Raw genomic sequence first — 22,392 nt, 5'->3', positions numbered from 1 at the left:
TCAAGCTCACCACTCCTGATCAGAGTCAGAGGACGTCGATGTTGTCGCCGCCGAGCCGTCGGCGGCAGTCCAGTACGTAGGCGGAGCATCTGGCGATGAGGCCGTAGTCGAACGCGTCGTGATCGGCGAGCAGGACCACCGCGTCGGCGGCCGACAGTTCGTCGGCGTCGGCCCTCACCCTGAGGACTCCGTCCAGTACCCCGGAAGCCGGGGGCACGGACCGGGCGACATGCGGGTCCGCCGCCGCGATGTCCGCCCCCATGGCGAGGAGGAGTTCGGCGATGCGCGCAGCGGGGGTTTCGCGGGCGTCGCTGGTGTTTGCCTTGTAGGCGAGTCCCAGCAGCAGCACACGGGAGCCCTCGATCGTTCTTCCGCGCCGCTTGAGCGCTTCTGCGAGCCGCCCCACCACGTAGTCGGGCATGTGGCTGTTGACGTCATTGGCGAGTTCGACGAAGCGGAAGGGACGACCGACCGCGCGCTCGGCCCACCAGGACAGATAGGACGGGTCGATCGGCAGACAGTGCCCGCCGACGCCCGGTCCGGGGACGAAGCGCAGGAAGCCGTGGGGTTTCGTCGCGGCTGCGTCGACCGCCTCCCACACGTCGACGCCGAGGTCGTGGGCGAACATGGCGAGTTCGTTGACCAGGGCTATGTTCACGTGGCGGAAGGTGTTCTCCAGCAGCTTGGCCATCTCGGCGGTCCGGCAGCTGCTGACCGGCACCGTCGTGTCCACGAGGGAACCGTAGAAGTTCCCGATGGACTCCAGTGAGGCCGCGTTCACGCCGGAGACCACCTTGGGGGTGTTCTCCAGGCGCCAGCGGGTGTTGCCGGGATCTATGCGCTCCGGGCTGTACCCGAGATGGAAGTCCCGGCCCGCGACCAGGCCGGACGCCGCTTCCAGGAGGGGCGCGACAAGTTCCTCGGTCGTCCCGGGGTAGGTGGTCGACTCCAGTACGACGGTGGCTCCCACCCGGAGGAACCCGCTCAGCATCCGGGCCGATTCGACGATGTGGGAGAGGTCGGGCAGCCCGTCGCGCAGGGGCGTGGGCACGGTGATGAGCGCGATGTCGAAGCCCTCGCAGTCGGCCGGGTCCCGGCTGGCCCGGAAGGCCCCTGAGGCCAGCAGCGGGGCGAGCCGCGCGGAGGAGACGTCCTCGATGTACGAGTCTCCGGCCACGAGGCGGCCGACCCGCTCCTTGTCCACGTCGTGTCCGACGACCTCGTACCCGGATTCCGCGGCCCGGACCGCCAGCGACAGCCCCACGTAGCCCTGCCCGACGACGACCACGCGGCCTGCACCTCCAGGTGCGGCATGATTCACCCTTCCTCCCCGGTCACGCGGTCCCGGGGAAGGGATCTCACGGGGCGGCAGCTCTGCCGCGCGATTCCTGCGGGGCCGTTCCGGCCGTGGAGGCCGGGCCGTACTGGCATAGGTATTCCCCTCCGGGCAGTTCGCCCCCGTGAAGTGGCGCAGGACAGTGGACCTGCCCGCAACGGCCGGTGCGCCGGTGCCACCGGCACGGCTCGGGTCCTGACCGACCGGGCGGCGCACCCGGAGCGGGCGTGCGGTGCTCCGCCCTCGGTACCCGGCCGAGCATGGCGCGCGGTCCGGGTGCGGCGGTGTCCGGTCGTCAGGTGAGCAGGTTGATCACATTGCGGGTGATGGCGCGTATCCGGGGATCCGGGCGCAGCAGCCGTGGCCAGTCGGTGGTGGCCGCGTTGAAGACCGTCCCGCCCCGGGTGTAGAGCCCGAAGGTCGCGGCCCTGCTCGGGTCGGTGTTCTCGCGAGCGGTGGTATTCCACCCGGAGTCCGGGGTGGTGGGAAGATCCGCGACGCCCAGGATGGTGAAGTCGTCGGGTGTGCCGTCGCTGCCGGTGGGGACCGCCGGCCCGTGGCTGTCGCGCCGGTACGCGGCTCCGTCGCATTCGTAGCCCACGAGGGAGTGTTCCGCTCCGAGGATGTCGCCATCACACAGTCCGGTGCCGGTGAAGACCGGGTGTCCGGTGTGCTGAACGGTGAAGCCCAGTGGTTCGCGCGGACCGTCCCAGTAGCCGCCGCCGTTGCGGTAGCTGACGCCGATGAGCTGGTTCTCGGGTTCGGTCTCCCACCAGTGGTCGGGGGCGCCTCGCATCCGGTCGGTGTCGGCTCCCTGGGGAACTCCGGGAGGGTACTTGGCGCAGCTGATGGCGGTGCCGTCGTCGTTCGGCGTGACCCGCCACCAGCAGGTGTTGGCCCCGAAGACGGCGATGTTGCCACCCTGGTCGCGGAAGGCGGTGACGTGCCGGCGGGTGCGCGGGCTCCAGTACTCGTCGTGTCCCGCGGACAGCAGCAGCCGGTAGCCGTCGGCGAGATGGGGGGTTTCGTCGAGGTCGAGGTCGGTGCAGTAGTCGGCGGTGAATCCCGAGCTCTCCAGCCACGAGATGAAGGGCGCGTCCCAATGCGCGAAGGTCTGGCGGGGTGTTCGCGGGTCATGGGCGTCCGGCCTGCCTTTCACCGGGCCGCCGATCCCGCCGCCGGGGCGCCGCAGAGTGACGGTGCGGTGCGCCTCGTCGTACGGGAGAGCCCCGTACAGACTCGCTCCACCGCTTCTGTTGTAGGCGTGGTAGGTGAAGACAGGCACCTTGTACAGGATGCGGGTGGTCCGGGCGGGTTCGCGGGGCGTCACCACGAAGAGCATCCGGGAGTGCCGGGCGTCCAGGGCTGCGGCATCGGCCGGAGGCGGGACGGCCGGTTGTGCGGTACCGGGGCCGAGCACCGCGATGTAGACACCTGAGGGCCACTCCTCGGGGATGGTGAAGTCGTGGCCCGGCCAGTTCCAGTCCTCGTCGTGGCTGCCCGGCCTCGCGTACCTGCCCGGACCTTCGGTACTGCCCATGAGACGCGGGTGGGCGCCGCAGCGGTAGAAGTCGGCCCGGAACCGTTCCGCACGGGTCGAGACGTGCAACCGCAGAGTCCCGCCGGCCCGGACGCTCGGCCGGCCGGGGTATCCGTCCACGACCACCCCGGCGGAGGGCTCTTCGGTGCTGCCCCGCACACGGGGCGGGCGGCTTCCGGCGGTGCGGTTCCCGGGGCCGCCGGTGCGGACCGCGCCGCTCTCGGGACGTGCCGGTGTTCCGTTCGTGGAGTCGGTCCCCTGCACGGCGTCCTCTCCTGACGGCGCCCTCATGAAAGGGGCCTGGTTCTCCCGGACTCCGGCCGGTCGAGGCCCGCGAGGACGACATCGGCCCGACGGCGCCAGGTGTAGAGCTCCAGGACCTGCCGCCGGGCCTCGGCGCCGAGCGCTCGGCGCAGTACGTCGTCGGCGATCAGTTCGTCCAGAGCCTCCGCCCAGGCGGCCGGGTCCTCGGGTGGCCGCAGCAGGCAGTTGACCCGGTCCTGGAGGACTTCGCGCAGAACCGGCAGATCGGAAGCGATCATGGGGCAGCCGTGGGACATGTACTCGAACACCTTCATGGGAGAGGCCCAGCGTCCGGTCTCGCCGAGCCGGCCCCAGGTGTACACCTTCTGCTCGTAGGGGGCGAGGACGACGTCGAAGAGGGTGTAGTAGTCCGGGAGCGCGGACGGCGGCCGGTGCCCGTGGAAGTACACATGAGGGGACCGGCAGGCTTGTTCCCAGCGGGCGCGGTCCTCGTCGGTGCCGCCGACCAGATGGAAGTCCAGGCCGGGAAACCGGTCCGCGAGCTCCAGGACGAGGCCGATGCCGCGCCCGTCGTAGAGGTGCCCGACGTAGCCGACGCGCAGTACGTTCGAGCGACCCGGCAGCCGTGTGGTCCCTCTCGTCCCGGCGGGGGAGGGCGGATCCGCGCAGTCGGGCGCGACAACGATGGGCAGGGTGCCCAGCGTCTCGTACTTCCGCTGCATGTCGCGTGCGAGGGCGTGGGTGATGGTGACCACGCGGGCCAGTCCGGGCGTGCCGAGGAGCATTCCCTCGGTCCCGGCCGGGGACAGGTCTTCGCGCAGTTGGTGGACCTCGTACACGAGGGGCGCCAGACCGGAGAGGGTGGCCAGGGCGTAGGGGTCGCGTCCGTAGACGAGGTCCGGGACAGGGCCGTTCGTCACCAGTGCCCGGACCGCCTCGGCACGCTTCCAGTAGCCGGCCGGCGTGTAGTCGGAGTCGGGGCAGGGGACGAGGTGGATCGGGAAGCGGTGGCGGACGCCGTAGTAGGCGTACGGGTCCTCGTCCGAGCCGGGCATGGAGTAGAGGGTGACCTCATGTCCGGCCGCGGTGAACGCGTCGCACATGCGCATGACATGAACACCGTTGGCGAAGCGGGAGGGGATGCTGCCGCCGTGCATGTACGCGATGCGCATGCCGGCCTACGCCCGCACGGGTTCGTTCGCGGGCAGCGCGTGGCTGACGGTGGCAGGGGATCGGTGGGGCAGGGTATCCGTCGAATCCACGGGCGTCTCCTCGTGATGGGCCGCGGCGCTGGGGCAGTGTCACGTGAGTGCTGCGGCAATGGCCCGGTCGCCGGGCCCTGCGAGTCGCATGGGGCGGAGAGACTGCTGGTCGGAGATGAACCACACGCAGGGACGGGCGGCTCACATGGCTCTGCCGTACGCGGCAGATGACGCATCATCATCGTGGGCGGTGGCCCACTTTCCAAGAGTGGCGTTTCGGCCTTTTCCCGAGGCCGGATTTCCGTTGCGTTCCCCTCGTTCCGGCGGATGCCGAGGACGCGGGCGGGGTGGAAGGCGTGCGGACGCATTTCCGATGTGTCCTCGGCGGGGGAGCGCTGCGGCCGCCCCCGGAGGGCCGGGAAGGCGGAGCCGAGGGGGCACGCGTACGGCGGGCACCTCGGTGCCCCGGTCCGGCACTCCGCGCGGCAGGTCCTCCCGGCACCTTCCGGACAGAAAAGTGACCGGGACCCGGAGGGTCGCCACACAGGGCGGGATGGGGGCGGCGCCTCGGTCCGACCGGGCCTCGCACGAGAGTCCACTTCTGTCGGCCGGGCAGGAAGCAGCAGGTCGGGAGGGTCGGGCGGTCGTCGTCGCCCTGTCCACGGAGTGCGGCGAAGATCAGGTACGACCCTGCGGAACCTGGCCGGCATGCGCCGCGGCGAACCCGTGGGGGTGGCCACGGCGCATCTTGTGATCACTTCGGAACCGTGCGTACCGTGGCAGCGCCGTGACTCCCCGTCAATGTCGGAGGAGCCGGTCACCGAAGGGAGATCGATATGCACGAGGAGATCGAGCAGATTCCCGAAGAGGAACTTCCCGACCTGGCGCTGATGGTCGACGTACCCAGCTGACGCAGCGTCACTCCGGGCGGCGGGTCGATCCGGCCCGTCGCCCGACCCCATCCGGCTTCATGGAGGTACTCACGGTGCGAGTGGAACCCGACGTACGCCAGAGCGCCGAGGAATGCTCCGCCCTGGCGCGCATGACCCGGTCGGCCCTGGAACGGGCCGGACTGACGGTCTCCCCGGAGGAAGCCACGCACCCCGCGATCATCGAAGCGGCACACGTCGCACAGTACGTCCTGCGGACCGGCCCGCCCGCCCCGGAACGCCTCGCCCGCCTCAGCGGCATGGTCGACCGGGCCCGGTCGGACATCACGGCATCCCCCGCGTCCGGACTGCCGTGGTCCGCCCGACTCGCGTCACCCGGACCTCATCTGGAGCGCAGCGTCGTCCGCGCACTGAAGTCCATCCCGGACCGGGGCGGAGAACCCGGCACGACACACGGCTCCGCCGTGGTCGGATGGCGCGAACGCGATGCGGCGGACATCCACAAGACGATCGCCCTCCTGGCCGCCAACTGGCCTGCGATCTGCGATGAGTTGAGCCAAGTCCTCTTCCAGGTCGCGCTTCTGGACGGGCCTGCCGTCGACGGCTTCACCGACTTCACCGTGCACGGTGCCGTCTTCATCCGGCGCAGCCGTCTCACACCGGACCCGGACGGGCTGCCGGGGGCCGTCCGGTTCGCCGAAGCGCTCGTACACGAGGGCGCGCACACCCGGTGCAATGCCGCGTCCGTGGCTGCACAGCCCTTCCTGCGGCCCGTGGAAGACGACGGCCCGATGGTATCCACACCCCTCAGGCTCGACCCCCGGCCGCTCACCGGGCTGTTCCAGCAGATGGTCGTCCTGGCCCGAAGCGTCCTGCTGTACCGGCACCTGCTCGCGGGGGACACGGCCGACAGCGGCGCGGCTGCGGCCGTGCGGGCACGCCACGATCGACTGGCCCTCTCCGCGGTCGACGCGGTGCGCACCATGACGGAACACCGCGACATGCTCACCGACCACGGGAGAACGGTCCTGGAGGACGCCGCCGAGGTGGCACGGGCGCGTGTGCGATGAGTGTGTCTCCCTGGTCACCTCAGGTCTTCGCTCCCTACGCGCCCTGGCCGCAGGTCGTCTTCGCCCGCGTCGCGGCCCGTTCGCCGCAGTTCGACGCCGTCTGTGCCGCAGGGGACCGCCCCGTCGTCGTGGGCAGTGCTGCCGGGCACCACGCGGAACGGGTCGTGGCGAGCGCGCGCGGCGAACTCCTCGAACGCGTGGGCAACATCCTCGCGGGCCGTGCGGCGGAGTCGGATGCCGCGGTCGTGGCCACCCACAGCGAACTGCGCCGCAAGGGGATACCCGCCGTGGACCCTGCCGAGCTCGTGCCGGAAGGCGCCCCGGCCACCCTTCAGGATTCGCGTGACACCCGCCGGCTCTGGGTACTTGGACGTTCCCTGCACTCCGGAGCCGACATCCACGTACCCGCCGGGGCGGTCTTCCTGCACCACCGGGCGCCGCCAGGCTGCGACCCCGGCCCCGGTGTCGGCTCCACCGGTGTCGCCGCGCATCCGGACCCGGAGGCGGCCACCCAGCACGCCGCCTGGGAGATCCTGGAACGCGACCTCGTCCGCAGAAGCTGGTATGGACTGTCCTCCGCCCCCGAGGTGATTCCGGCGGCCGGTCTGCCCGATCCGCTGGCGGAGCTTCTGAAGGGAACGGAAGTGATCGCCACCGCGCTCGACGTCCCGGCGCCCACCGGCTCCCGCTGTGTCGCGGTGTCGCTCCACGCCCCGGACCGGACCCGCCAGACCTTCGGAGCGCGCTGCGGCCCGGACGACGGCCACATCGACCCGCTGATCGAGAAGGCCGCCTACGAGGCACTCATGGTGCGCTGGAGCATGGACACACCGGTGGCAGAAGGAACATGGGCGCACTGGCAGGGTGCCACGGCGCCGGACTCCGCCGTCAAGCACGCACTGTGGACCTTTCACCGGCAGGACAGCCTCCGGCTGTGGACGTCACGGCCCCCGGAGCGCCGTTCCCGGCCAGCACCGGCTCCGGCCGGACCCCAGCGGTCCGGCACCGCCGCGCTGTCCGCCCACACCGGCCGGGACCTCGTCCTCGTGGACACCACCCGTGGACCGGCACGCACCCTGGGATCGACGGTGATACGGGTCGTGGCCCCGGGCGCCCATGCCCTGCCCACCGGCCCGGACGGTGAACGCGGCCTCTCCGCCACACCCGGCCCACACCCCTTCGGATGATCCCGCGGATACCCGCGGAGCCCGCCCAGCGCCCCTGTCCACCCCGGCCCGGTCCGCACCGCGGCGACCGGACCGTCCGCAGGCCGAGGAGACCGGCATGTCCACGTCCTACGACCATCCGGAACCCACGACGAGAGCCGACCTCGACGACGCCTCGGACAGCGGGGGCGACCACACCGCCACCACAGCGGGCGGTTCCGGGTACGCCGAGGTCCACGCCGCCGACTACGACCGGTGGTTCGCCAAACCGGGTATCACCAACGCAACCGTCGACGCCCTCGCGGGCCTCGCCGGCGACGGCCCCGTGCTCGAACTCGGCATAGGCACCGGCAGGGTCGCCCTGCCGCTCGCCGCCCGCGGCTTCGACGTCCATGGCGTCGAAGCGTCCGACGCGATGGCGGCACGGCTCCGGTCGAAGCCCGGCGGCGACAGGATCGGAATCACTCCCGGCGATTTCGCCGAGGTACCTGTCGATGGCACGTTCTCCCTCATCCACGCCGTCGGAGGTACGTTCTTCGAGCTCAGGTCCCACGACGACCTGCAGCGCTGTCTGACCGCCGTGGCCGGCCACCTCGCGCCGACCGGCGTGTTCGTCCTCGACGCGCATGTGCCCGAAGCCCTCGCTGTCGCCGCGGCCTCGGGCGTGCCCGAGGTCGTCTCCGAGACCGACGAGCATCTGATCCTCTGCCATCGCAGGATCGACCCGTCCACCCAGACGTACCAGTCCCACTACCTCATCCACGAGGCGGACCGGACCCGTCACCTGCGGGTGCGCTTCCACTACGCGTCGCCGGGCGAACTGGACCTCATGGCGGAGCGGGCCGGACTACGGCTTCGCCGGCGCCAGGGCTCGTGGTCCGGCCTGCCGTTCACCCGTGACAGCACCTACCACGTCTCCGTCTACGAACGCCGCTGACGCGGGTACGCAGCGCCCCTTTGCCCCACGTGGCCGTCGACTCCTCACGGCCGCACCGCCGAAGACCATCTCGGAGCAGTCGTGACAGACGAAGAATCCGGTTGCCCGGTCCCCACCGCGGACTTTCCCCTCCCGCACCACGACGGGCTCGGACCCCTGCCGGAACTGGCCGCCCTGCGTCGCGACGCGCCATGCGCCCGGATCGTACTGCCCAGTGGCGACCCGGCATGGCTGGTGACCCGGTATGCGGACGTGCGCACCGTACTGGCCGATCCTCGCTTCAGCCGTACGCGCGCCACCCGGGGAGCGGGACCTCGCATGGCGCGGGTCCCCACCCTGCCGGACTCCATCCTGGCCGCGGATCCTCCGGAACACACCCGGCTGCGCAAGCTGGTCGCCCCGGCCTTCACCGCCCGTCGCGCCGAGGCCATGAGGGCGGACGTGGCCCAGCTCGTGGGGGAACTCCTCGACGAACTCGCGGCACACGACCGCCCGGCCGACCTGGTCGCGCTGTTCGCCCGGCCGCTGCCGCTGGCAGTCATCTGCGATCTCCTCGGTGTGCCGCGACGGGACGGAGACCTGCTCGACGCCTGGTGCGACACCCTGCGCAGCCTCACCGCCATCGCCGACACCGAGGTCACCACCGCCGTCGGTGAGATGACCGGATACCTCACCGAGCTCGTCGCCACCAAGCGCCGGCATCCGGGCGACGACGTCCTGAGCACCCTGATCGCCGCGCGCGACGAGGGCGACCGGCTCAGCCAGGACGAACTGATCTCCTTCTGCCTGGTACTGCTCGCCGGAGGCTACGGCACCACTGCCGACCGGCTCGCCGGCATGGTGCACCTCCTGCTGGACGACCCCCGGCTGTACCAGCGCCTCCGGGACGAACCCGAGAGGGTCCCCAAGGCCGTCGAGGAGCTGCTGCGTTACGCCCAGACGAATGTCCAGGCCAACCTTCGTGTCGCCACCGAGGAGATGCGTCTCGGTGGTGTCACGATCGCCGAGGGCGAAGCCGTGATGGCGGTGAACTCGTCGGCCAACCACGACGAGACCGTCTTCGACACCCCTGACCTGCTCGACCTCGACCGCGACCGCAACCCTCATCTGGGGTTCGGGCACGGCGCCCATCACTGCGTCGGGGCGCAGGTCGCACGCGTCCAACTCCAGGAGGCCCTGACCGGGCTCCTGCACCGCTTCCCAGAACTGCGGGCCGCGGCACCGCCGGTATGGAAGACCGGGCTGAAGACCAGGGCCCCCCGCAGCCTGCCCGTGACCTGGTGAGCGGGGGCGCCCCAGTCGACAGGCCATGGCCCCGCACACGCACCCGGAAGGTTCACCCATGCGGTGCCTCACCCTCAACAACGGCGTGACCGTCCCACAGATCGGCCTCGGTGTCTGGCCGCTGACGGACGAGCAGGCCTACGCCGCCGTATCCCACGCCCTGGTCACCGGCTACCGGCACATCGACACCGCCCGCGTCTACAACAATGAGGCGGGCGTCGGCCGTGCGGTCCGTGATGCCGGGATCCGCCGTCAGGACGTCTTCCTCACCACCAAACTGTGGAACGCCGACCAGGGCCACGAGGCCGCACTGCGTGCTTTCGACGCAAGTCTCCACCGCCTGGGCACGGACTACGTCGACCTCTACCTGATCCACTGGCCCGCACCGGAACAGGATCTGTACGTCGAGTCGTACAGGGCTCTGGAGAGGATCCACACCGAGGGACGCGCCAGGGCGATCGGCGTATCCAACTTCACCGCCGCCACTCTGGACCGCCTGCTGGCGAACACCGACATCGTGCCGGCACTCAACCAGATCGAGCTTCACCCCTACTTCCCGCAAGTCCGGATGCGCGGGATCTGCGCCGAGCGGTCCATCACCACGGGGGCCTGGAGCCCGCTCGCCCAGGGCGGTGCGCTGCTCGCCGAACGTACGCTGACCCGTATCGCCGAGGCGCACGGGAAGACCCCGGCCCAGGTCGTCATCCGCTGGCACCTCCAACTCGGCAACGTGGTGATCCCCAGGTCGATGGCGCCCGCCCGGATCGAGGAGAACTTCAGGGTCTTCGACTTCGACCTCAGCCCACAGGAGTTGAGCGACATCACCGCCCTCGACAACGGCGGCCGCATCGGCCCCGACCCGGACGGAGCCGGCCGTCAGGGCTGAGCGAGCGGCCCGCGCCGGCCGCCTGGACGCCGGCTTCGACCGGGATCCGCATCAGGTGGCGGGCGGGATCCGATGAGCCGCGATGTAGCGGGCGGGGTCGTGGCGATAGGTCGTCTGCCAGCGACGGGCGGTCTGCTCGGCGAAAGTCTCGTTCGTGTCCAGGATCTCGTCGAGCGGGTCGAGGAAGGCGAGCGCTTCGGTTTGTTCGAGCCCGGAGTGGACGCGGGCCCGCAGGCCCGCGCGTGCCAGCCCGAGCAGGTGACGGGCCAGGTCGCGAACACTGTCTCCGCCCAGACGAGTGGCCAGTCCGGCCGTGGGCAGAGCCTGTTGCGCCGCGTCGCTCTCCTCGGGCGTGTAGTGCCGGAGAAGCTCCCAGGCAGCCGCGCGCGAAGGCGCGTGATACGTCAGTCCGGTCCACAGGGCCGGCACTGCGGGAATGTGCGGGTACGGCGGGCCGTCCGGCGCGCGGGTCTCCAGAGTCCGACGTACGCGGACGGTGGTGTAGATCTGGTCGAGGTGGGAGAGCCAGTCCTCCCAATGCGGAGCGGTGCCGTCGTCGAAGCCGTCGCGGAGATGGTCCGCGAATGTCTGCGGTCCGGCAAGGCAGTAGCCGCCGGGGCCAAGGCGATAGATCATGGGCATGCTCAGTGCCCAGTCGGTGAGGGCCCTCGCCGTGAGCGGGGTCCGGAGCGCGGGGCCCGGGGAACCGACTCGCCTGGGGTCCATGCGGAGCCAGTCGCGGCAGCGGTGCGAGAGGACGCCGTCGAGGCGTCCGGCGTACAGCGGTGAGTTGACGAGCAGTGCCGCGACGACGGGCGAGGCGGCGACCTGAACGCGCAGCTTCGAGGCCAGGTCGTCCTCGGAAAGATGGTCCAGTGTGGCCTGGGTCGAGGTCGACAGCCTCATGATGTGCGGTGCCCCCTCGCCTTCCGGGCCGAGGCCGGCGAAGTACGTCCGCATGACTCCACCGCGCACGGTGGGTACCCAGGTGGCGGTGTCGACCCGATTGAAGGGGAGGTTTCCCCCGGGAACGATGGCCAGCCCGTGCTGCTGCGCCAGAGCGGCCAGGGCCTCCATGGCGACGCGCATGGCCGTCACCAGAGTGACAAGGTCGTCTGCGGGAGGGGACGAGTATTCCAACTGGCCGCCGTGTTCGAGCGTCAGCTTCGTCCCGTCCGGAAGGTGAACCCCTGTCAGGACGTCTCCGGCCCACTGCGGTGTACCGCCCCACTCCCGCGACACCTGGTGCAGGAGGGCGGCCATGCCGTGTGGCCCGGCGTAAGGAGCGGCGAGACCGGTCGTCTCGTCAAGCACACCTGCCTCGACTTCGAGGCCGATGCGTTCGTGCGTGCCTGGAGGAGCGAGAAACGCTTCGTGCAGGTCCGACATGCGCAGAGGGAGACGGTTGCGACCGCTCTCCTCGCCTCGCGTACTCATGATGCCGCTCCTTGTCTGATGAGGTCATCCGCTTCGAGCTGCGTGCGCTGCTTGCCCAGCCCTTCCGCCGTCGCGGACAGACGATCGAGCACGTGGCCGACAGCGTGGAGCGCGGACTGGGCGGCACCTTGCATCCACGCATGAGCGGCTGTGAGGTGCTCGCCCGCGAAGAAGAGACGGGGACTGCCCGCCGGGTGCGGCGTCGCAAGGCCGTCGAGGTATCTCGTGTGCTCCCCTGGAGCCAGGTAGGCGAAGGACCCTCCGCTCATTCCGGGCTGGTTGTCCCAGTCCCAGTGCAGGATGTCGTCGATGTCGTCGCAGATGCCCGGATGCAACTGTTCCAGGCTTCGCATCACGACCCGGTCGCGCTCCGCCGACGTCAGTGTGGTGAACCGCCGTGCGTGCGGGCCCCAGAGATAGGCGCCCGTGAGTACCCCTGGCTCGTGCGAGAGCTCGGTACTCCGGGCGATCAGCCGCCGAGGTGAGGACCCGCCGGCAGCGGGGGCGACGCGGGCGTTGTCCGACGGGTACCAGCACTGCTGAATGGGGAGATCGGTGAAACTCCCGCCGCCGTAGATGCCGTCGTCGAGCTCCCAGCTTCGCCGACGGAGGTGCACAAGGGTCTTGGTGCTGCTCGCATAGGTGAGGCCGCGGACGGCTTGCGCTTGCCGGTGGGGCAGCTCCGGGGTGATGGTGATCTGGTCGAGCGTGGTCAGCGGGACGCAGGCCAGCACGGCATCGTACGACTCGTCGACGGGTCGGCCCACACATTGGCCGCTGATCCGTGCCGCGTCGGAGAACAGATGCACGGCGTCGACGCGCGTGGACAGGCGAAGCGTTCCCGGTCGCAGGCGCCGTACGAACTCACGGACCAGCGTGTCCATCCCGCCGACGATTTCGAGGGGTGCGGCGTGGAAGAGACCGAAGTAGTCGACGAGCACCTCAAGAAGAGAGGCGTGCTCGTAGTGCACCAGTCCGCTGGCGTGCCCGAGCAGGTCCCAGGCGTCCTCGGAGAAATGCCGGCGCGCGAACTGCCACAAGGAGGTCGACATCAACTCGTCCAGGGCCGCGTCCTGCCAGGTGCCCTCCAGTACACCCATTTGCTGAGCGGGGGTGAGTGCGTCCCACGCTGTGCGCAGTACACGGTCCAACCACGATCTCGGTCCGTCCTGTTCGGTGATATCGAGACCGTAGGCCGGATATAGCTGTTGCGCTTGACCCAATCGCACCCGCTGCCCGCGCAGATGGTAGTACCCCTCTTCATTCAGGTTGATGAAGGGGCGAGTCTGCAGCCTGAACTCCTGCACGTAGTGGAGTACACATTCGTGATTTCCTGGAATGCGCATCGCGCCCACCTCGGCGTAGGTGCCGTCCCAGAACCGATGCGTGCGCACCCGCCCCCCAGGGCGCTCTGCTCGCTCATGGATCACGGCGTCCACCCCACGCCGCTGGAGTTCATAGGCCGAAACCAGACCGGCCAGACCGCCGCCGATGATTCCCACGCGCGCGGGGTAGGCCGGCCCCGCCACACGTAATTCGTCCGGAAACGCAAAGCACTGATCGAACAACCCCTCACACTCCTCTATTTGTGTTCTGCTCCCGATATCAGGCGGTCTGTGCCCGCCGTGACGGAGTTCGCCGGGACCACGAGCACAGAATATGAATGGTCATCAGCACCACGGACGAAACGCTCAACCGCTGACGACCTCGCTCGGAGGCCAGGAATTCGCCGTGAGCGGTGAGGCCGATCCGGTCCCGGCTCGCAATGAGCGATTCGCCGACCCGCGCCTCGACCTCGACGCCGCCGGGGAGGTGGTGCGCAGCACCGTAGGGGGCGGAATTCCGCCCCGTTCCGGTGGGCACCCCGCAGCAGCCGGCCATGGCCAAGCTGATCGAGGCCTGGCAGGCACGCTCAGAGGACGTGGCGAACCGGGTCGTCGGCCACATCTCGGCAGACATGCCGGGCCGTGGCTCGCCCCTGCCCGAGACACCGCTGGGCAGCTTCATCACCGATGCCCAGGTCGCCGCAGGCAAGGTCCGTCGACATGAGCCGGACCGGTGCCGACCGCCTCCTCGCGGACACCGTACGGGTCGACGGAAAGCCGGTGGACCGGGACGCCACGTACAAGATGGCCCTGAACGAGTTCCTGGCCAACGGCGGCACGGCTTCACCGTCTTCGGCGAGATCACCACGCGGCAAGGGGGCGACGTCACGGAGCTTGAGGCGCTCGTCGACCACCTCAAGACCACGACCGCCGACAACCCGGCCATTCCCCCGGCACCGGGCCGCATCACTTCCGTCACCCATTGACCGCACGGGCCCCGGCCACGGAACCGGACCACCGAGGACCGGTGGTCCGGTTCCGTGCGGCCGCAGCCCTTCGACGGGCCAGCACGCGACACCCCACCCATACAGGAGAAATGCCCGCCCACAGCCTTCCGCGACACGCTTCAGGACATCGGGGCCGGCTCAAGGCGCCTGCGCGGTCGGCCGCTGTGTGCCCATGACCAAGGACGGTCCCGGTGCGGCGGCCGTCAAGAGGGCGAAAGGAGCCAGGGAGGAGCTGCGGGGTAGCGGAGAACTTGGCTGTACGCCGACAATGCGGTCACCCTTCACCGTCCAGGGGCCACCGTGCTCCCGGGCCGAACCGAGAGGACCGACCCTCACCATGCGCAAGCCTCTCCTCGCCACCCTCACCGCCATCGCCCTCGGTGCCGCCGCCCTGACAGTCACCGCGGGCACGGCAGCCGCGGCACCCGACCGCGTGAGCGGAGCGACCCCCACTGCCGCGACGGCCGCCGTGCACCCTGTCGGTACGCCCGCCTCGCTGACGGCCTCCTCCTTCGCCGGCACCGTGGCGCTCAGCAACTGTTCAGGTTCCCTGATCCGCATGCCTAACTCGCAGGCGACGGACCCGGGACTGGTCATGACGAACGGCCACTGCCTCGAAACCGGCCTCCCGAGCGCAGGTCAGGTCATCACCAACCAGTCCTCCACCCGCAGCTTCACGCTGCTCAACGCCTCGGCCGGCACCGCCGGAACGCTCAAGGCGAACAAAGTCGTCTACGCGACGATGACCGACACGGACGTCACGCTCTACCAACTGACCAAGACCTACGCCCAGATACAGCAGTCCACGGGGATAGCGCCGCTGACGCTGTCCGCGGCCCACCCGGTGCAGGGGCACGCGATCGACGTGGTCTCCGGCTACTGGAAGCAGGTCTACTCCTGCTCCGTCGACGGATTCGCGTACCGCCTGAAGGAGAGCCAGTGGACGTGGAAGGACGCCGTCCGCTACACCCCGGAATGCCAGGTCATCGGGGGCACCTCGGGTTCCCCGGTCATCGATACGACGACCGGGCAGGTCACGGCGATCAACAACACCATCAATGAGAACGGCGAAAGCTGCACCCTTGACAACCCCTGCGAGGTGGACGAGCAGGGAGCCGTCACCATCCATCAGGGAACCGGGTACGCCGAGGAGACCTACACCATCCCCGCCTGCTTCACGACGGGCAACAAGCTCAACCTGTCGGCCCCGGGCTGCACGCTCGCGAAGCCGGCAGTGGCAGCGGCACGCTGAGTCGACACCTGAGCGGCAGGCAGAGGCTCGTCCACGACCAGCGACGGCCCGGCGACCCTCGTACCATGTCGGCCTCTCCGTTCTCGAGGTCCCTGTCGCCGAGGATCTGAAAGCGCTGGTGGCACGTCTCGAGCGTCCCGTGTGACGCAACGGTCATGAACGGGACGCTGAACATTTCCGGGCGGCTCCGTGAAGTCGCTCAGGACCGACCGGTAACCGAACAGCGGATCATTAACGTCCGCTTTATGAAACACATATGCAGAACAGCCGGGCTCTCCCTCGCGCTGCTGTTCCTCGTGCTGGGCATCGGCGCCCAGGCCGCGTCCGCGCATGTCACGCGCGAGCATGCGGAACTCGTGGTCGCGCCCGGTGACAACGTCACCAGCGGTCGCCTCATCGTGCACAACGCCGTCGTGGCTCCCGAGCAGGCCGGTGCGTGGGCGGCCGGGCTGCTCTCGGCCCCCTGCCCGGCCACCGGCTCGGGCGTGCCCGGTGACAACGGCGGCGTGCCCGGCGGAGTCGTCATCGAGCTGGCGTGGAGCTGCCACGTCGACTCGCTCGACCTGGGCCCGCTCATCGCCGAGGGCGGACTGACCCAGGTCGTCGTCGAGTTCGACGGCACGGCGGTCGACGCCTCCGCCGCCACCCCGCTCGTCGACGTCCGCGGCGCGCACGCCCTGCCGTCGTTCCCGTGGCTCTCAGTCGCGCTCGTCACGGCCGCCGGTGCCGTACTGCTGCTCGTCGCCCGGCGACTGCCGTCCCTGGTCCGCGGAGTGCGCCGTCACCGGCGGCGTCGGCAGCTGGCGACCGCCGGAGCCGTCGCGCTGACCTTCCTCGTGCCCCAGGCGGCCTTCGCCGACGGCCGTGCGGATCAGGCCGACACCGTCACCGTCGAGGGCACCGTCTTCAAGGACCGCAACGGCAACGGCGAGCGGGACAGGGGCGAACAGCCCGTACCCGGCATCGACGTCACCGACGGCGCCGTGTGGACCACGACCGGCGCGGACGGCTCGTACAGCCTGCGGATCGATCCGAAGCGGCGCGAGACCGACCTCGTCAGCATCGTCTCGCCCGACGGATACACGCCCGCGCTGCGCAAGGACTACATCCCGCAGTTCTTCCACAAGGTCCCCGAGACCGGCGGCAAGGACGTCGACTTCGCGCTCGTGCCCGACCGCAATGCCTCGAACCCCACCGAGAAGTGGGTCATGAACTCCGACCCCGAGGTCAGCAACACCTCCGACGCCCAGGCCCGGAGCACCCTGCCCCAGTGGACCGGCCAGGTCCAGGCGATGTCCGAAGTCGACGGCGCGACGATGCAGATCGCGACCGGTGACCTCACCGTCACGGACTACGCCGACGAGCCGCGCCGCCAGGGCGGGTACGACCTGTTCAGCAAGGGCCTCAAGGAGGGGCGGCTCGGTCACCCCTTCTATCCGGTGATGGGCAACCACGACTTCGGAGGCACGGCGACCTCCGAGGGATACGCCGGCAGCATGGAGTACTACCGCCGCAATATCGCCCCCGAGTGGTACAGCTTCGATCGCAACGGCCGCCACATCGTCGTCCTTGAGGACAACTACGACGCGAGCGGGCTGAAGCCGCAGCTGGAGTGGCTGCGTCGGGACCTCGCCCGGCACGCGGTCGGCAAGCAGGTGTTCGTCTTCGCTCACCGCTCCCTGTTCACCCAGTGGGGACCGGGCGCCGGCATGCAGCCGACGATCGACGAGCTCGCCAAGTACGACGTACGGATGGTCGCCGCCGGTCACAACCAGCAGGCCGAGTTCCGGCGCGGCGCCTTCGAACGGTCCGTCGAGATCAACAACCAGGGCACGTACGGCATCGACGGTGCCCACCCCGACTACAAGGTGCTCGACTTCAGCGCGATCACGGACGATCCGCGCACGCGCCGTAACGAGGACACCGGCCATGTGACCGGCATCCACCGGCAGTTCGACATCGACGACGACACCGCGCTGGTCAGCCCCGCGCAGGGCAGTGTGCACGGCGCCAGGGCCGCAGTGCCCGTCGAGGTGTACGCGGAGGACGACGGCCGCACGCCTGCCAAGGCGGTACTCAGCGTCCGCGACGGCCGAGGGCACCTGGTGAGGCTTCAGGACGTGCGCTTCGGCAAGGGGGCGTCCCGGCCCGGCGTCGAGAACTGCTACACCCCGGCCGGTGGCAGGCCGGAGCCCTGCCCCGACGCACGCGGGGCCTGGACACGGGCGAGCGGCACGCTGCACGGGCTGAGGCCCGGCACGTACACCGCCGAGTCGGTCGCGTACGACACCCGGGGCAAGCGGTTCCCCGCCGTGAGGAACACCTTCGAGATCGTGCGCGACTCCGAGCTCGCGAAGCCCAGGACCGGGCAGGACTGGCTGCGGCAGGGCGGCGACGAGGCCGGGCGGTCAGCGAGCGGCGACGGGCCCGGCGCGAAGCTCGACCTCAGGTGGGCCCGCCACACCGGCGAGCAGTTCAACCTCAACGGCTCGGTGGTCGCGGACGGCAAGGTCATCGTCTCGTCCCGCGCCTTCGACTCGCCGTACAGCATGATGCTCGCCTACGACATCGCCTCCGGGCGTGAGCTGTGGCGTACGTACCTCGACGGTGATGCCGAGTCGGCGCCGACGCTCCACGGCTCCATGGTCTATCTGACCACCGGCGTCGGCCGGATCTACGCGCTGGACGCGGCGAGCGGCCGCATCGTCTGGCAGTCGATCGACCGGCAGGAGACCCACGGGGACACCGTGCGCCGCTACGGCCGCGCGGGCGGACCCGTCAGTGTCTTCGCGCTGGCGGGCGCGGAGAGCCGCTCGGTCGCCGTCTACCAGGACGCCTACACGGTCCGCTGCCGGGACGCCGCGACCGGCGGGACGCTGCCCGGCGGCTTCGACGCCGCGTTCTCCTGGGGCCAGGCCCACAGCACGGTGATCCGCGAGCCCGGCTCCAACACCGCCTACCTGCACTCCATGTCGAGCAACACCATCATCGGCATGGACCTGGCGACCTGCACCCAGCTGTGGGTGAAGGACACCGCGGGCGACATCGACAGCCACTCCTCGCCCGCCCTGACCGACCCGGCCACGGGCGAGGCGAAGCTGGTGACGTTCACGGCGTCCGGCATCCGCGGACACGACCCGAAGACGGGCGCGGTGACCTGGGAGTCCGAGCTGGGCGGCGGCAGCACCTGTGAGCCGGGGCGCGCTCCGCTCACCAGTCCGGCCGTCCGGGGCGACATCGCCTATGTCGCGGGCCGGGACGGCGTCGTACGCGCGTACGACACGAGTGCGACTGATCCGTCGAAGCCGGTGTGGGAGACCAAGTCCGGCTATCTGGCGGGGGAGAGCCCGCTGGACGACAAGTGGCGGGTCGCCATGGGCTGTTCGGCCGGTGCCGGTTCGCCGACGATGCACCCGCTGGTGACGAAGTCCCATGTGTACGTCGGAACGTGGGACGGTCGCCTGCTCGTCCTGGACCGGGCGAACGGGACGCAGGTCGCCTCGTACAACCTCGGCGCGGGAGTGGCCTCGGCCCTCTCCGTGAGCGGTGACTGGGTCTTCGCCCTCACGGACGACGGCACGGTCCACGCGCTCGCCGCACGCCGGAAGTAGAAGGGAAGCACCACCGTGCGATCACCTCGCAGCGGGGTGCTGCTCCTGCTGGCTGCCGTCCTCGCGCTGCTCCTGGGCAGCGCGGGGACGGCGCAGGCGCACCCCTTCGGCACCCCTCCCGTCGTGAAGATCGAGGCGGCGGGCGCCGCCGTCGACGCGACCTGGTCCGCGCAGCGGGACGACATCGCCGTCCTGAAGAACGAGTCCGGCGGTGACGAGACGGGCTATCTGCGCTCGCACATCGTCGTACGCCAGGACGGCCGCCCCTGCCGGGTGAACCGGGCGGACGGCGTGAAGCTCCACTTCGTGTGCCCGCGACCGGTGGACCGCATCGAACTGACGGTCACGGCGCTGACGGACGTCGACCCGGCGTACCGGACCCTGTCGGTGACGGACACGGGCTCCGGCGGGCTGCACACGGCACAGGAGCCGACGCGGACGCTGACCCTGAAACCGGCGGCGGCGGGAACCGCCGTGGTCTCACCGGCCGCTTCGGGCCTGCGGGCCTGGACAACCGACCTGACCTCACTGCTCGACCACGGCGCGGCCCTCCCGCTGGCTCTGCTCGTGGCCGCGGCCGTGGGTGCGCTGCACGCCTGCGCGCCGGGGCACGGGAAGTCGCTGGCCGCCGGGTATCTGGTGGGCGCCAAGGGCAGGCCGCGCGATGCGGTGTGGCTGGGCGGGATCGTCGCAGTGATGCACACGTTCTCGGTCGCCGCCCTGGCGGTCGGCTGGTGGCTGGTGGCGAACAGCACGCCGGACATCGCGGCGCTGACGGGGTGGCTCCAGCTGATCGCGGCGCTGGTGGTGGCCGGAGTGGGGGTGAGTCTGCTCCGGCGGCATCTGCGCCACCGAAGCCACCACCATGCCCATCACGGGCCCGATCACGATCACGGGCATGACCACGATCATGTGCATGGCCACGGGCATGGTCACGGGCACAGCCATCACATCCCGGATGCCCCGTCGCTCCTCACCTGGCGAGGCCTCGTGCTTCTCGGCGCGTCGGGCGGCCTGCTCCCCTCACCCTCTGCCTTCCTCGTCCTGCTCACCGGCCTGCTGACCGACAAGGTCGGCATCGCCCTCGCGATGGTCGTCGCCTTCGGCCTCGGCATGGCGCTGACGCTCACGGGCGTCGGCCTGATCGTGCTGCGTGGCCGGGACGCCCTGCTGGACCGCGTCTCCCGCTCCAGGACGCTGCGGACGTGGGCTCCAAGGGTTCCGCTGTTCGCGGCCTCGGCGGTGGTGGCCGGAGGGACGGTGGCGTCAGCGGTTGCCGCAGGCCACCTCCTCGCTCCGTGATCTCCGTGGGTATCCGTGAGGGTTCTGACCTGAGTACGGATCAACGTACCCAGGCTCGGTCGATTCGGTCGATTCGGTCGATTCAGCGGAAGGCGTTGACGTGCTCCGAGACCCACTGCCGGAACGGTCGGGCCGGTGCTCCAGTGACCTGTGAGACCGTGTCGCGCACCATCAGCAACTCGTCGTTCACGTCTCCGCCGGTGACGTCGAGCACCGCGTCCGCGGCCTCGGCCCCGAAGACCGCGGCCATCTGCGCGTGGGCCTCCTGGCGGCCGATCTCGGCGAAGGGAACCTCCCGGCCCAGTGCTGCCGCGATGGCTTCGACCTGCTGGCGGGCGGTCACCGGCTCTGGTCCCGTCAGGGCGTAGGTGTGCCCCCGGTGGCCGGGCTCGGTCAGTGCCACCCGTGCCACCGCTGCGATGTCCGCGGGATGGATGGTGGGCAGTGCGGTGTCCGCGTACGGCGCGCGGACGGTCCCGTGGCCACGGACGGAGGCCGCCCACATCAGTGCGTTCGAGGCGAACTGCGTCGGTCGCAGGATCGTCCAGGCCATGCCGCTTGCCTTGAGCGATTGCTCCACCGCCAGGTTCTCGCCGGCCGGGCCGAGGCGGGGGTGGGTCCGGACGGTGATCGACGACAGCAGTACGACGTGCTCCACGCCCGCCTGCCGGGCGACGTCGAGGATGTCGGCGTCCGGGCCCAGACGCGACACGAGGAACAGCGAGCGCACCCCGGCCATCGCGGGCTTCAATGACGCGGGCTCCGCGAAGTCGCCCTCCACGGCCTCGACCCCGTCGGGGAAGGCGACCCGTGTGGCATCACGGGTGAGCCCTCGGAGCGGCCCGACGCCGCGTGCGTGCAGTTCCTCCAGCAGGGCACTGCCAATGTTGCCGGTGGCTCCGGTCACGAGGATCATGAGTGTGTTTCCCGTCGTCGGATGATCAACCTGACGACACGGTAGAACCTCAATCATGCTTCAGGTCAAGGAGCCGCCCGGCCGCTTGGGCGGGTACCTGTCCGCTGCCGCGTCGGCCCGCGCGCGTGGGCCGGCCGAGGACGACTCCGGCCAGGACCAGGACCAGTCCGCACAGCTGCTGAACGGTCAGAACCTCGGCGGCGACCGCTGTGCCGAGCAGTACGCCTGTGACGGGGTTGAGCAGTCCGATCAGGCCGACGGTCCCTGCGGGCAGGTGCCGCAGGCCGGTGAACCAGGCGGCGAAGGCCAGCGCGGTGGCGACCAGGGTGACGTAGCCGAACGCGAGGAACGCCGGAACGGAGAGTGCGGGAGGAGGGCCCTCCACGACTGCGGCGGCCGGGAGCAGGAACAGGCCTCCGGCGGTGAGCTGCCAGGCGGTGGAGGCGAGCACGTCGACATCGGCGCTCCACCGTTTGGCCAGGATGTGGCCGAAGGACGACACCAGTACGGCGGAGACGGAGGCGAGGACTCCCGGCACGCTCACCGATTCCGTCCCCGTGAGCAGCATGAGGCACACTCCGGCGAGCCCGATCGCGGCGCCTGCCAGGTGGGCGGTCCGGGGCCGCTCGGACACCAGCGGCCAGGCCATGAGCATCATCGCCAGCGGGGAGACCGCCATGACGGTCGAGGCGAGGCTCGTCGGCAGCACCTGGGAAGCGACGTAGACGAGGACGAAGAACACGCTGACGTTGAGCAGCCCGAGCACCGCGGATCGCCACCACCATGCGCCACGCGGCCGCTGCCTGGACAGGGCCAGCAGGACGAGGCCGGCGGGCAGCGCGCGCAGGGCGGCCCCGTAGAGCGGGCGGTCGGCGGGGAGGAACTCGTGCGTGACGAAATAGTTGGTCCCCCAGGCCATCGGTGCGACCGCGGTCAGCGCCACCCACCGCATATTAGCTTCCATGGA

Annotated in this window: 16 protein-coding genes; 9 read left to right on the top strand and 7 right to left on the bottom strand. The window is 70.3% G+C overall.

Going from position 1 to position 22,392, the window contains the following annotated elements; all coding sequences use genetic code 11:
* Positions 1-25: 25 nt before the first annotated feature.
* The 3 genes from GA0115234_RS25440 to GA0115234_RS25430 form a co-directional block, all read right to left on the bottom strand.
* Positions 26-1,288, bottom strand: coding sequence for a nucleotide sugar dehydrogenase (locus tag GA0115234_RS25440; RefSeq protein ID WP_256088811.1), 1,263 nt, complete (start codon positions 1,286-1,288; stop codon positions 26-28).
* A gap of 343 nt (positions 1,289-1,631) precedes the next feature.
* Positions 1,632-3,140 (bottom strand): N,N-dimethylformamidase beta subunit family domain-containing protein, encoded by a 1,509-nt coding sequence (locus GA0115234_RS25435; RefSeq protein ID WP_343335954.1) that lies wholly within the window; start codon positions 3,138-3,140, stop codon positions 1,632-1,634.
* A 23-nt stretch (positions 3,141-3,163) separates the two neighbouring features.
* A complete protein-coding gene (locus GA0115234_RS25430) occupies positions 3,164-4,312 on the bottom strand; it encodes a glycosyltransferase family 4 protein (protein WP_093545918.1) in 1,149 nt (382 codons plus the stop codon).
* Between the two features lie 1,015 nt (positions 4,313-5,327).
* Between GA0115234_RS25430 and GA0115234_RS25425 the strand changes: the two genes are divergently transcribed.
* The 5 genes from GA0115234_RS25425 to GA0115234_RS25405 all read left to right on the top strand — a co-directional run bounded on the left by GA0115234_RS25425 (position 5,328) and on the right by GA0115234_RS25405 (position 10,575).
* A complete protein-coding gene (locus tag GA0115234_RS25425; RefSeq protein ID WP_141718477.1) occupies positions 5,328-6,302 on the top strand; it encodes an aKG-HExxH-type peptide beta-hydroxylase in 975 nt (324 codons plus the stop codon).
* Positions 6,299-7,489 carry a YcaO-like family protein gene (locus GA0115234_RS25420; RefSeq protein WP_093545912.1) on the top strand — a complete coding sequence of 397 codons (1,191 nt, stop codon included), beginning with the start codon at positions 6,299-6,301 and terminating at the stop codon, positions 7,487-7,489. The genes GA0115234_RS25425 and GA0115234_RS25420 overlap by 4 nt, the downstream gene beginning before the upstream one ends.
* 97 nt (positions 7,490-7,586) lie before the next feature.
* Positions 7,587-8,405 (top strand): class I SAM-dependent DNA methyltransferase, encoded by an 819-nt coding sequence (locus GA0115234_RS25415; RefSeq protein WP_161275660.1) that lies wholly within the window; start codon positions 7,587-7,589, stop codon positions 8,403-8,405.
* Positions 8,406-8,486: 81 nt separating this feature from the next.
* On the top strand, positions 8,487-9,689 hold the full coding sequence (locus GA0115234_RS25410) for a cytochrome P450 (protein WP_141718476.1): 1,203 nt from the start codon (positions 8,487-8,489) through the stop codon (positions 9,687-9,689).
* A gap of 58 nt (positions 9,690-9,747) precedes the next feature.
* Positions 9,748-10,575, top strand: a complete 828-nt coding sequence (locus tag GA0115234_RS25405; RefSeq protein WP_093545903.1) for an aldo/keto reductase — start codon at positions 9,748-9,750, stop codon at positions 10,573-10,575.
* Between the two features lie 51 nt (positions 10,576-10,626).
* On the opposite strand, the gene GA0115234_RS25400 is transcribed toward GA0115234_RS25405, so the two are convergent.
* Together GA0115234_RS25400 and GA0115234_RS25395 are read right to left on the bottom strand one after the other, a co-directional pair.
* Entirely contained in the window at positions 10,627-12,012 is a 1,386-nt protein-coding gene (locus GA0115234_RS25400; protein ID WP_093545900.1) for a glutamate-cysteine ligase family protein, read from the bottom strand.
* Positions 12,009-13,580, bottom strand: coding sequence for a flavin monoamine oxidase family protein (locus GA0115234_RS25395; RefSeq protein WP_202554156.1), 1,572 nt, complete (start codon positions 13,578-13,580; stop codon positions 12,009-12,011). The genes GA0115234_RS25400 and GA0115234_RS25395 overlap by 4 nt, the downstream gene beginning before the upstream one ends.
* Before the next feature lie 311 nt (positions 13,581-13,891).
* Here GA0115234_RS25395 and GA0115234_RS41915 point away from each other — a divergent pair, with 311 nt between their 5' ends.
* The 4 genes from GA0115234_RS41915 to GA0115234_RS25375 all read left to right on the top strand — a co-directional run bounded on the left by GA0115234_RS41915 (position 13,892) and on the right by GA0115234_RS25375 (position 20,509).
* Positions 13,892-14,323 (top strand): hypothetical protein, encoded by a 432-nt coding sequence (locus GA0115234_RS41915; RefSeq protein ID WP_141718475.1) that lies wholly within the window; start codon positions 13,892-13,894, stop codon positions 14,321-14,323.
* Between the two features lie 358 nt (positions 14,324-14,681).
* Positions 14,682-15,596: a S1 family peptidase gene (locus GA0115234_RS25385; RefSeq protein ID WP_093545891.1), complete on the top strand. Its 915-nt coding sequence runs from the start codon at positions 14,682-14,684 to the stop codon at positions 15,594-15,596.
* A 245-nt stretch (positions 15,597-15,841) separates the two neighbouring features.
* Positions 15,842-19,207, top strand: coding sequence for an outer membrane protein assembly factor BamB family protein (locus GA0115234_RS25380; RefSeq protein WP_237541721.1), 3,366 nt, complete (start codon positions 15,842-15,844; stop codon positions 19,205-19,207).
* Between the two features lie 15 nt (positions 19,208-19,222).
* Entirely contained in the window at positions 19,223-20,509 is a 1,287-nt protein-coding gene (locus GA0115234_RS25375; protein ID WP_256088810.1) for a hypothetical protein, read from the top strand.
* Positions 20,510-20,591: 82 nt separating this feature from the next.
* Here GA0115234_RS25375 and GA0115234_RS25370 read toward each other — a convergent pair whose 3' ends face one another.
* The gene (locus tag GA0115234_RS25370) at positions 20,592-21,425 is read right to left on the bottom strand and encodes an NAD(P)H-binding protein (RefSeq protein ID WP_093545888.1); all 834 of its coding nucleotides are present in this window, start codon (positions 21,423-21,425) and stop codon (positions 20,592-20,594) included.
* 49 nt (positions 21,426-21,474) lie between these two features.
* Positions 21,475-22,389 (bottom strand): EamA family transporter, encoded by a 915-nt coding sequence (locus GA0115234_RS25365; RefSeq protein WP_237541719.1) that lies wholly within the window; start codon positions 22,387-22,389, stop codon positions 21,475-21,477.
* Positions 22,390-22,392: the final 3 nt, after the last annotated feature.

It is taken from the genome of Streptomyces sp. DvalAA-43, from assembly GCF_900091725.1.
Classification (GTDB): domain Bacteria; phylum Actinomycetota; class Actinomycetes; order Streptomycetales; family Streptomycetaceae; genus Streptomyces; species Streptomyces pulveraceus.
The sequence above is the reverse complement of the archived record's forward strand: the minus strand, read 5'-3'. Positions and strand labels throughout refer to the sequence as shown.